We start from the raw sequence: 11,298 nt of genomic DNA, 5'->3' as shown, positions 1-11,298 counted from the left end.
GGCAAAAAGATGCCGGACGCGCCGTCTCACAGTGCCTTTACTTCGCGGCCTTGCCGCAACTGCCGCAGAACTTCGCATTCTGCGAAAGAGCGGTGCCACATTGCGTGCACGGAGCGGGGACCAGCGAACTACCGCATTGCTGGCAGAAGCGTGCACCCTGGGCGCTCACGACACCACAGATTGGACAGGTAAGCCCGGCATAATTTTGCGGCGGGGCTGGCGGATTGTCGTACCGGTGGCCGGAATCACCATACCCGCTACCGTGATTGCCCCCGCCATGACCGCGCCGCATTCCCTTGCCGTGGTGGCCACTGCCGTGACCGCTAAAAAGCCGTTCTAGGAAACCCATCTTTTTCTCCTTAATGGATATGTGTCATCGCGTTCGCCGCGCCTTGGGTGGCTCTGGTTTCGCCGTCTCGTAGCGCATCGCGTTGCCAATGACTGTAGTGGATAGCCTGTAGTAGCTACAGGGTCAATGAATGGAAATGGGGGGCGGCGGTGAAAGTTGATTGCAATTCACTTTCTGTCGAAAACGTCATGATGTCGACGCTTGCTCGCCATCTTGGGGGGCGCACCTCTCTATCCGGTTAGCGAAGCGGCGCCGGCTTCTCCGTCAGAACTGAGGTCTGCTGGCGGCGGTCCCGAAGACACAGCTCTTCCCTGGGAGATCTGCCCGGTGCGTGGAAGATGGTCGCAGGCGCCATTGGGCACCTTGCCGGCGGCCGTGCCTCCTGACCCATGGCAGTAACGTTAGGCTCGGAGCCCGCAGGGGCCGTATAGCTCGCAACGAGATAAACAGGCCGCCGCTTGACCTCGTTGAACAGCCGCCCGACGTACTCCCCGAGTACCCCCAGAAAGACGAGCTGCAGGCCGCCGAGCATCAGTAAGACCGTCATCATCGATGGATAGCCGTGTACGGGATCACCATAGATGAGCGTCTTGCCAACGATGAAGGTGGCCATGCAAAAGGCAGGAATCGCCACAAGCAGGCCAATCGACGTGGCGAACTTCAGCGGTACGGTGGAAAAGGCAGTAATGCCATCCACGGCAAAGCGCAGCAGCTTGCGGTAGTTGAACTTGGTCGTTCCCGATGCCCGCGCGTCGCGGCGATACATGACAGCGGTCTGGCGGAATCCGATCCAGGAATAAAGCCCCTTCATGAACCTGTGCTGCTCTCGAAGCTGTCCCAGCGCGGCAACGGCACGTCGGCTCATGACGCGAAAGTCGCCGGTGTCGGCCGGGATTTCCGTATCGCTGAGCTTGCCCATCAATCGGTAGAACCAGTGCGCGGTGAACTTCTTGAGCAACGACTCGCCGTCACGAGAGGTACGCGTGGCATAAACCACGTCGAAACCCTCGCGCCATTTATCGATCAAGGCAGGAATCAACTCGGGCGGGTCTTGCAGGTCGGCATCGATAATCACCACAGCGTCGCCGCCCGCCATATCGAGGCCCGCAGTCAATGCAGCTTCTTTGCCGAAGTTGCGACTGAGCTCGACAATTCCGACGCGTGCTTCGTTGGCCTTCAGCTGGTGCGCCAGTTCTAGCGATCGGTCTCGGCTGCCATCGTCGACATAGATAATCTCGTAGTCAGATGCCAGTCTCTCCATGACGCGGAGAAGCCGAAAGTGAAACTGGGGCAAGACGGCTTCTTCATTGAAGAGCGGCACGACAACCGAAATCTTTTCGGTTGGCAGGGTGGAAGCATTCATCGCATCGCTCCATTCATGAACGTCCAGTTCGCATGGAGTACGTAGTTGACTAACATGACTAAAAGGGTCGAGACGATCTGGGCAATCAGATAGTGCAGGCCGACCGCCAGTCCTGCCAACATCAGAAGTGAGTTGAGCAGGAACGCCAGGGCCGAGACCAGGAAGAACCTGACGAAGGCGATACGCTCGGGGTGAACGTGTACGAACACCCAACGGCTGCTGATGAAGTAGTGGGTCAGCAGTCCAACGACGCTACCGGCTGCCGACGCCGGGAGCGCAGGCGCACCAGAGCTGACGAGCGCGATCAGCGTGACATAGTGCAACGCAGTAGCTGTCGCGCCAGCGCCAAGAAACCGCACGAATCGCGCTGTGATGTTCATGGCTTTTGCACCAGAACGTTGACCCCATGCTGGCTGAGCACGGTCGTATCCGTTCCGAGCAAAGTCTTCAGGCGCTCGAAGGTGTCCTTGCGCATGACGGCGAGCTTGTGTCCGGAGGCCTTCCATCGCTGTACAAACGCTGCTTCATCGGCGATCCACTTGTTTGGTTCGACAGAGAAGCCAAGATCCAGCTCGGATCTGGCGGCCACAATGATGGGCTCCCGCTCGGCATAGAACGCCAGGCCTCGGTCAATCTGCCCGACGTTGAACAGTTCCGTGTCGATGCGGGCCGCTGCCTTGACTTCCATGCCGATCGGCTTGATGGAGAGCGATTCAAATGCCCGGGACGCCAGCAATCCCGCCTGCAGGCCGGCAAGCGTGGTCAGGGACGCAACGGCGACCGCGCGAAGACTGCGGCCCCGAATTGCGATGCCAAAGGCCAGGAAGCCGCCAAGCACCAGGATCGCCATGGCGATGAAGCCCCATATTTGAAGCGATGCGGGGTCGCTCACGTCGCGCTTGAGCATCGCGCTCGAAAGTGTCGGGTGCCACAGCAGGAACGCGATGGCTACGCCGAGCACTGGCAAGGAAAGGAAGCTTGCGGCAAGGGTGGTGCGAGTCACGCCCATCGCGCGATGGGCAAGCAGTACGGCCGCCGGCGGAAAGGCCGGGAGGATATAGAGCGGCAGCTTAGAGCGGGAAATCGAGAAAAAGCCAATGACAACGATCACCCATATCGACAGAAATAGCTGGGAATCGAAGCTCCGCGTTGTCCGGGCCATCCCCGGCCGAGGTACGATGGCGCCGGGAATCAGAGCGATGAATGGCAGAACACCGGCGGCGCCCACTGCAAAGAAGAACCAGAAGGGCTTGTCTCGCTCGTGCACCGAGGATGAGAACCTTGCAAAATGTTCGTGGATGAAGAAGTAGTTCAGAAACTCCGGGTTGCGCATCGAGACCACGATGATCCACGGCACTGCTATCGCTACGGCGAGCAGACTCCAGCGCCAGAATTTCGTGTTCAGGAAGCCGAAGAGCTGTCCCGTAAGGAGCGCATATAGCAGTAACGTCATCGCAGGAAGCACGATGGCGATCAAGCCTTTGGCCAGGAACGCCAGTCCAACCAGCAGCCAGACGACAGGAAACAAACGCTGGTTCTGGGTCTGGTACGCCACAGTGAATACCAAGGCTGCGCTTCCGAGAAGCGCGCCTACGCCAATGTCCGTCGTTGTTAGGTTCGAGCCGAGAATCCAGAGTGGGGCGCCGATAAGTGCCAGCGCCGCGGCCAGGCCAATCAGGCTTCCGTAGAGCAATCGGGCTGCCCACCATGCGGCAGCTACCCCTAAGAGTCCCGCGAGCGCACTCCAGATCCGAGCAGTCCATTCTGACGGGCCGAAGATCATGTAGGCGCTGGCTGTGGCCCAGTACTGCAGAGGCGGTTTGTCGAAAAACTTGACGCCGTTCAGTCGCGGCGTAACCCAGTCGCCTGAGACGTACATTTCGCGCGGAACTTCGGCATATCGCCCCTCATCGGGCTCATACAACGGGCGCACAGCTAGCGTGAAAATCCAGAGGACCGCCAAGATCGCGATGGTCAAGGCCAAGAGAATCTTTCGCTTCAAGAGACTGTCCATCAAGGTTTTCGGCGACAGTTGCCACCAATGTTTCTCAAATACGGCCAGCCGCAGTGAAGGGCCAGGGCCTCGGAGGTATTGCGTTGCTTTCGTGACGTTGTGCGTGTGGCAGAACACGCGGCGCATTCTTGAGCTCCACGAGGAGCAGATGTGTTTCACTGGGAGCCGATTAGACGGCGGGCCGTCGGAGTGCGTTTGCCGAGCTTGGGGGCCCCTCGCTCCCCGGGAACGAACATCGGGATTCTAGGGGGCGTACCTGTCGGGGGGATTGCGAGATGATGACGGCGTGGCCACTAGTGAGTGTCCAGCGAGAGCAGCCGGAATGTTGTAGCGTCGCCCCCGCGGCCGGAAGGATGGCTAGTAACTGTTTTGCAATGTGTGCGCAATCTTCCTCATGGTAGACTTGTGCCGCTCACGCGTTGGCGTCGGACACGCCAACGCGCCGAAGTCGACAGACCGGTCGCAAAGTTAGGTGAGGGGCCGTCGCGGGCCGCAGTGCTGGGAGGATCCCTTCACGCAGTGGAATGCGTGGAAGACCTCGCGTCACGCGGTCAATATTAGCGTCCGCTTTGTTGATGATCTCAGCCTTTCAGGCATGGGATTTCCTCCATTTCACTACCAAATCCTCCGATTCCCATGCACTTGCGGAGGCAGGTGTCGGCACGTTAAGGGCAGCGGTAATGGCCCGGCTCGTGATTCGTGAGGGGTGGCGTCGCACCATGTATAAACTGGGCGTCGTTGCTACCAGTCTGAAGGCTCGACAGCGGGCGATGATCTGGCAAGACGAAGCAGCCGTCTAGCTCATGCGGAATTTCCTGCTGTTGATGCAAATTCAGTTCGAACGGTGGAACTTGACTCCATCGGAGATGGACGTGGTAACGCTTCTCATGAACAGACTTCTTCAAGCTATACACGATAACCATTCCGCAATGGATGGCAGATTGGTTCGATATCCTGATTCCGGCAGTTGAGGTGGTTCTGATAGGCGCGGTTGCACGGCTAGCGATGCGAATCGCAAGTCGGTCACTTCGCAAGCTGACTAACACGTACTCACTATCGGCCAAGGTTACCGCGCTTTCATTGCGTGTTGTCGCGACTATCGTCTATGTGGCGGTCACCCTCTGGGCCCTGGAGCGTTTGGGCGTATCTGGGGCCGTGCTATGGACGGCATCACGGGCTTCGCGACCGTGGGTGCGGTCGCGTTCTTCGCTGCATGGAGCGTGCTGACGAACTTGTTCTGTGCGCTGCTTATCTACTTTACCCGGGCTTTCCGCATCGGGGAAACAGTTGAGCTGCTGGAGAATGGGGAAAAGCCGGGGATAAAAGGACGGGTAGTGAATATCAACCTAGTTTATACGACGTTGCTGGAAGCGACGTACGACGGCCAAGAGATCGTGCTACGGCTACCGAATAGCCTTGTCTTTCAGCATGTTCTTCGCCGATGGAAGTAGCGTCGGACGATCACTCCACTCTGCCCACTAGCGTTTGAGTTCCTCCTGCAATGTCCCTGCGCACCGCATCCCCAGCACTACTAGCGGCACTCCTCTTCGGTGCCAGTACACCCGTCGCCAAAGCCCTGACAGGAGCAATTTCACCGCTCCTACTTGCAGGCTTTTTGTACCTTGGTAGTGGCGTTGGCCTGGCGCTGGTGGTCGTAGCTCGACGGCTGTGGCGTTCGTCTAGTTCGCCGAGTGAAAAGATCGGCATACCCAAGGCTGATTGGGGCTGGCTATTGGGCACCATTCTGGCCGGTGGCATCGCCGGCCCAGCGCTTTTGATGACGGGGCTCGTTTCAACCGCTGCCGCCTCGGCGTCGCTCCTCCTGAACATGGAGGGGGTTTTGACGGCGTTGATTGCCTGGGTCGTGTTCAAGGAAAACGCTAACCGGCAGATCGTGCTCGGCATGATCGCCATTGTCGCGGGCAGCTTGATGCTCTCATGGCAGTCGGGAAGCCTGCAGTTGTTGATGGGCGCATTACTTCTCGTCGGGGCCTGCTTGTGCCGGGCGGTGGACAACAACCTGACGCGCAAGGTGTCGAGCAACGATGCGCACTTGCTGGCTTGCATCAAAGGTGGGCGCCGGACTTTGCAATACTGCGTTGGCCTTGGGGCAGGACGCGATGTTGCCCCCGCCCACTGTCCTAGCCGGTGCGATGTTGGTCGGATTCGCTGGCTATGGTATTAGTCTTGCGCTCTTCGTAGTGGGGTTGCGTGCTCTTGATTCCGCTCGAACTGGAGCATACTTTTCCGTTGCCCCATTGTTCGGGGTGCTGATCTCGTTCTTGATTTGGCCGGAGGCTCCAAGCGTAACGTTCGGGTCTGCCGCAGTCTTGATGGCACTCGGGATCTGGCTGCATTTGCGGGAGCGGCACGAACACGAGCACGTGCATGTGACGCTTGATCATAGCCATTCGCACCGGCATGACGAGCATCACCACCACACGCACGATTTTCCGTGGGACGGCAGAGATCCGCATCGGCATAGGCATTATCACAAGCCAATGGTGCATAAACATCTCCACTATCCTGACGTTCACCACCGGCATTCGCACTAGTGGATCGCGGACGACACTTCACATTCCGGCGGAATGTCTGCTCAGGGCTTGACCCTGCGCGCTATCCTTCTTCGCCCTGAAGGACGAGGCTTGCCGCGCCCAAGGGGCATCGTATTGTCGTTCCGTTGGGCTCACCCCGCTCAACCGCTTCGATACAGCAACTCACCGCAGTGATTGCAGAAGTGTCGTTGGTGGATTGCATATCCCGACTCGTCGCGCCACAAGCGAATACTTCGCGAGCCGCAGAATTTGCACGCAATGCCGGTGGGCGTTTTGCAGGTCGGGTTCGCTGCCAGGTATTCGGCTAGCGTGGGCGTGCTGGAAGACCGCATTAGTGCCAGAATCCCGACGACAAACCATGAACCGAAAATGCCAGCGATGAACCAGAACATTTCGCTCCGGCCCTTGCGGCGAGCCATTCGTCGAGCCATATATGCAGGCAGCCCGTTGATCAATATGAACATCGCGATGGCAGTGAGCATTAAACCTCCAAGGTATGCCGATTGGCGGTGAGGGGCATGATTCTAACGTCCGCTAGACACGCTTCAACCGCGGCCGTCCGCGAAGGCGTTTTCGATTAGGTGCATTTGGTGAGGACAGGACCCCGGTGCAGCAGGGGCATTGGAACGAGTTGCTCAGTTCGATGCGTGCGGCGGCATTCGAGGCAAGGTATGGCGTTCCGCAACTCCGGCATGTCTTGATGGCGAGCTCGTTGTTGCTGGCGAATGAACGCAGTAGGTGGAGCGCGCGTTCTGTTGGAAGCCTATCTTCTCTGAACATCCGGTTGCTGACATCCATCGCAGCTAGAAAGGCTGAGGGGATATTCAAATCGGATGCCAAGGCGCATCGGAAGAGCCAGACTTGGAACGTCGACTGGACTCGCCTGGAGCCAGAATCGAGGTACCAAATCGCGGAATCAGGTTGCTTCCCGGATGGCGAAGACTCGCCGTGCAGTAGGGTGTAGAGGTCCCGCGTGCGCTTGGGCGTAACGTTGAACAACGTGGCCACACTCATGGCTCGACACCCGAGCTTGATGAAGGCTTCGCAATACCCATCGACGGCCAATCTCGGAAGTTGAAAGTGACCCCATACGCCCGAATGCGGCATTCGATCCGCGCGAGTTGGGGACGTATCCATCAGGTAGTGTGCAACGAGTTCCGGCGTCAACGTTCCAGCAACAGCCTCGTACCAAAAGAGTCGGTTCTGGATACGCCACTGAAATAGAGGCACCCGTCTTTCCGAGATCGCGAGATCAATCTCATGTTGCGGCACCGAGCGAAGGTACGCCGCCAGGTCGTTGGAGATGCCTAGTAACGGAGCCGCGAGCGCTGACATGTTGAGCACGTCGTACATGGCGCCGACGTACGAGCGGTTTGCCTGTTCAAGAAGCATCGAATCGACGATGGACAGTTCAGGCATCTTCTTGCGCAGATCGACGAGTGTCTTGGTGGGCGTCCGGCCGTCGATGAAAGATCGCCAATCCTCAGGCGTGGATAGTGTGGGGGCGTAGGCGAGAAACGGACTATTGAAGATGAGCGCCGATATGGACAAGTCGTCTCGAAGCTGGGCAAGTTGCGACTGGTCTACCTCGAACGCCGATGCGAGCCCTGTATTGACCGTCATCGCGTTCAGCAGATACGACGAGAGACGAAAATTGGCAGAGAAGACCCGGTCCAAGACCCACGTGGGAACACTCTGTTGGGGGTTGTTGGGTGCGGCAGGTTTCAAGATCAATCTCCGAATGCTGTCTGCACGGCATCCGACAGCGCGCGCATGCTGTCGCGGATGGACGCGATGTGAGGCTGGTGTTCTCGGCTGAAGGTGCCAAGACCGGTCGCCGAGCGAACCTTCATGGTGGCCTCGTCGATGTCTGCTTTCAGCCCGGCCAGCCGAATTTCGATGCGCCCCTTTTCGGCAGCAGTTGTTTCGCGGTCAAGAAGCTCCGACGCTATCGAATTGAGCTGCTGCTTTTTCACGTTGAGCTGGTTCTCGGTTTCGGCGAGTTCACGCCTCGCGGTGTCGATCGCGTCAGATACGCTCTTGTACCCCGATGGAACCACCTCGACTTTGACCTCGCGTACCACTTCGCGTACTCGCATCTCGGCTATCGCCTTCTCGGCACCTTCCTTTTCCAGCCTCAGTCGATCGATAGAAACGCGTTGGGACTGGACCGTGTGACTTTGAGAGTCGAGCGCTGCCTGTGCCGCGGCGAGTGCTTCGCGGTGCTCGGACTCTTTGGTGTCGGCGCTGGTCGCCCGCTCGCGCAAATACTTGATCTCCAGTTCGAGTTCAGTTTTCTGTGCCAATCCGTTGGAGAGTTGTTCCTTCGCGCTCTCCAAGGCCGCCATCAACGTGTTGACCTCATCAGAGGCTGCGCGATACCTCTCGATGAACGGGAGGATCTCGTCGCGAGAGAAGGATTCGTGGCGCTTCTTCGCATTGACCAGTAGCTGGACCTCCTCCTCCGAGATGTCGGATCGTTTCAGGATCGTGAGTTCGCCCAGGTTCAGAAACTCGATCGCCTCGTTGCTGTTCACGAATCGCTGGTACACCTGGAGATATTGAATCGCGGTGTGTTTGCTGATCTGCAGGCTTCGGGAGGCGTAATCGTTCAGCAGGCGACTCGCCTGCGCCCGCGCTTTGGTCGGGTTATCGAGGCGTTTGTTTATGGCGATGTAGAGCGTCTGGTGGATGTCGGCCAGGTGAGACCCGATAATCATGTACTCGGTACGGATTCGATCTCGCGCCTGGGAAATCTGCTCGGCAGCATGAACGATGCGGCCGATTGATGCGGAGTCCACCTCGGAACCAAGCAGAAGCCGCGTGAGTTCGAGGATCGAGATTTCTCGGCGAGGCTCCGACTGTGCGAGGATATGGCTGTTGCTCATCGGGATGCGCGGGAAACCCCGTCCTTCAGGACGGGGATGGATAGCGCGGCGTGCTTAGCACGCCCTTCTCCCGTCTCTCCTTGTGAATAGCTATCTTTAGTTTGATAGTGGTAGCCGTCACCACGTTGAATGATCCGGCAATACTTGTGGCTGATGCCTTGGACTACCGCGCCGTCGGTCTGGATGTTGAACGATCCGCTGGCGCGCACTGCAACCCGCCCGGTATGAACACCAGCCTTCTTCCCGGAAGGGACGTTGGCGCAGACCCGGTCGCCCGTTTGAAACCCTTTGACTTGTTTCCTGCGCATCAGGTAACCGCGAGGGAACCCGTGCGCAGTGAGCCGAGTACGTTGATAGCTTCCGCGGCCCATGGCCTTGATCTGCAAGGTCGGCCGCCGCCAACCCGACACGTCGCAAACGTCACCGACGCACATTGCGTCAAGCGCGTGCGTTTTCGGCACGCCGAGGGTCACGCGGTTATATTTCGTCCGCCCGCCGGAGGCAAGTTCGACAGCCAAGCCCGTCGACTTCAGAGCGTTAGCTAACGCCCAACGCGTCGCATTGACGGCGGCAGCATCCTTCAGTGGACGCGATGCGGCCGCAAGTATGCGGGCCAGACGTTTCGGGTCGTCGACGTACTCGCGTACGTCATTTGCACCCTTGTCCTGGTTGCAGGGGCCGCAAGCCAGTCCAAGGTTACCGATGCGGTTCGTGCCGCCTTTTGCTCTCGCAGTCAAGTGCTCGATCTGAAGCGGGCGGTCCGTCGCGTCGCAATAGATGCATGTGCGCCCCCATTTTTTGAGCAGGTATTCGCGCACCTCGTAACCGGCGAGCGTACCCTGTTGGTACTCGACGCCAGAAATTTCCGGATTTTCCATTGCCTGCATGTCAAAGCGCACCAGCTCAGACGAGACGCCGTTGACGGGAGCCCAACGGCGGATGCGCTGAACCCATGCCATCGTCGTGTCCACGCGATGCTGGAGCGATGGCGCGAGCCAGCCAGCAGGGCGCGTACGATTCAGGAAGCGCGGAGCCCGATAACGCAGGTTCGCGCCGCGGCGACGCCGGCGCATGGAACGGCGAGCCGTCAGGGACTCGCTGATTTGACGGCCACGATGCACGAGTTCGAACAGGTTCAACACTGCCGCACCACGTCGGATCTCCCCGGATACGGAGCAAGCCAGCTCCGTATCGCGCACTAGCGCCCCCCCGGTCATCTTGCTGCCTGGGTCCAACTTGATACGCAGGGGCTGAAACTCGCAGTCATCGACCGTGCGGTCAACCAGACGGATAACGGCCGGCACAACGCGATGCACGCGCGCCCGGCGACGCTCAAGCAGTAATCGAGCGCGCTTCTCGGTGCATGGCATGAGCGGCTTGCCATGCTTGTCCAGAACAAAAACCGACATGATCGGCTCCTATGTATGTGCCCTTACGGGCCTTGTAACGCCTTCCTCATGGAAGGTCTCCCCTCGGGCAAGTTGTGCAGCAGATTGGGATGACTCCCGGCGATAGCCCGTTTCGTGCCTACCCGTGGCTTGTCTGCTGCCATCGCTTCCAGAGCGCCGAACTGAGGAAGCATTCGGCGGTGGGTCTGCGCACTTCTGCACAACGTAGCGGGCTGGTTACCGCTTGCCCTGGTCAATCTCGGGCTCTCAGGATTGCTCCCTCAAGCCCCTCCCTTCGGGGAGGGGTTATTGACGCTTCTTGTTCCTATGTGTTGATGGTGAACTTCGCTTTCCCGTCCAATCGTTTAAGGCTACAGCCGGCCTTGCAAAGTCAAGGGCAAAGAAAGGGCTGGCGAATCGGTGTCATCCGCACCGAATGCGTCAATAAGGGGGCGAAGTGCTACAGGGTGGCCTGCAGTCGGTGTGTAGATCCGTGTTTCGGAACCCTTCGAGTCCAATGTCAAGGGCAGCGGCAATGGGCGAGAACTCGGCGCGCTGGCACGCCTCCGAGGGAGATTAGTCCCGGTCGCGATCGTCATTAGTTGTGAAAGCTCGCTAGTTCGACCTAGTTTTTGAAGGTGGCCGTCAAATGATCACCTCAAGGACCTAGTTATCGACGCGAAGGGAGCGTGGCTACAGACCTCCCATAGGAGGGATGTCATGTATATACAAGTCGCGATG

At 58.7% G+C, this 11,298-nt stretch carries 9 protein-coding genes and 1 pseudogene; 2 read left to right on the top strand and 8 right to left on the bottom strand.

The genetic code is table 11. The annotated features are described in order from the left end of the window. Nucleotides 1-37: 37 nt before the first annotated feature. The 4 genes from KF708C_RS35080 to KF708C_RS28095 all read right to left on the bottom strand — a co-directional run bounded on the left by KF708C_RS35080 (nt 38) and on the right by KF708C_RS28095 (nt 3,726). Nucleotides 38-292: a double zinc ribbon domain-containing protein gene (locus KF708C_RS35080; protein ID WP_231586622.1), complete on the bottom strand. Its 255-nt coding sequence runs from the start codon at nt 290-292 to the stop codon at nt 38-40. A gap of 295 nt (nt 293-587) precedes the next feature. Further along, entirely contained in the window at nt 588-1,712 is a 1,125-nt protein-coding gene (locus tag KF708C_RS28105; protein ID WP_059414492.1) for a glycosyltransferase family 2 protein, read from the bottom strand. Next, a complete protein-coding gene (locus KF708C_RS28100; protein WP_059414490.1) occupies nt 1,709-2,092 on the bottom strand; it encodes a GtrA family protein in 384 nt (127 codons plus the stop codon). Before KF708C_RS28100 ends, KF708C_RS28105 begins: the two co-directional genes overlap by 4 nt. After that, nucleotides 2,089-3,726 carry a glycosyltransferase family 39 protein gene (locus KF708C_RS28095; protein WP_197090441.1) on the bottom strand — a complete coding sequence of 546 codons (1,638 nt, stop codon included), beginning with the start codon at nt 3,724-3,726 and terminating at the stop codon, nt 2,089-2,091. The genes KF708C_RS28100 and KF708C_RS28095 overlap by 4 nt, the downstream gene beginning before the upstream one ends. Nucleotides 3,727-4,886: 1,160 nt before the next feature. On the opposite strand from KF708C_RS28095, the gene KF708C_RS36795 reads away from it, so the two are divergent. Next, nucleotides 4,887-5,177, top strand: coding sequence for a mechanosensitive ion channel family protein (locus KF708C_RS36795; protein WP_231586617.1), 291 nt, complete (start codon nt 4,887-4,889; stop codon nt 5,175-5,177). 50 nt (nt 5,178-5,227) lie between these two features. Next, a pseudogene (locus KF708C_RS28085) lies at nt 5,228-6,281 on the top strand (DMT family transporter). A gap of 140 nt (nt 6,282-6,421) precedes the next feature. Here KF708C_RS28085 and KF708C_RS36115 read toward each other — a convergent pair. From KF708C_RS36115 to iscB, 4 genes are read right to left on the bottom strand one after another with little or no spacing between them, the layout of a single operon-like run. Continuing rightward, nucleotides 6,422-6,763 (bottom strand): hypothetical protein, encoded by a 342-nt coding sequence (locus tag KF708C_RS36115; RefSeq protein ID WP_156174001.1) that lies wholly within the window; start codon nt 6,761-6,763, stop codon nt 6,422-6,424. Nucleotides 6,764-6,815: 52 nt separating this feature from the next. After that, complete coding sequence (locus tag KF708C_RS35075) at nt 6,816-8,009, bottom strand: FlhC family transcriptional regulator (protein ID WP_082080008.1); 1,194 nt, start codon at nt 8,007-8,009, stop codon at nt 6,816-6,818. Between the two features lie 2 nt (nt 8,010-8,011). Next, nucleotides 8,012-9,169 (bottom strand): hypothetical protein, encoded by a 1,158-nt coding sequence (locus tag KF708C_RS28080; RefSeq protein ID WP_059414487.1) that lies wholly within the window; start codon nt 9,167-9,169, stop codon nt 8,012-8,014. Beyond that, the gene (gene iscB, locus KF708C_RS35070; protein ID WP_082080005.1) at nt 9,166-10,578 is read right to left on the bottom strand and encodes an RNA-guided endonuclease IscB; all 1,413 of its coding nucleotides are present in this window, start codon (nt 10,576-10,578) and stop codon (nt 9,166-9,168) included. Before iscB ends, KF708C_RS28080 begins: the two co-directional genes overlap by 4 nt. Nucleotides 10,579-11,298: the final 720 nt, after the last annotated feature.

It is taken from the genome of Cupriavidus basilensis (assembly GCF_000876015.1).
Taxonomy (GTDB): domain Bacteria; phylum Pseudomonadota; class Gammaproteobacteria; order Burkholderiales; family Burkholderiaceae; genus Cupriavidus; species Cupriavidus basilensis_B.
Note: the sequence above shows the minus strand (reverse complement) of the source record. Positions and strands in the feature narration are given on the sequence as shown.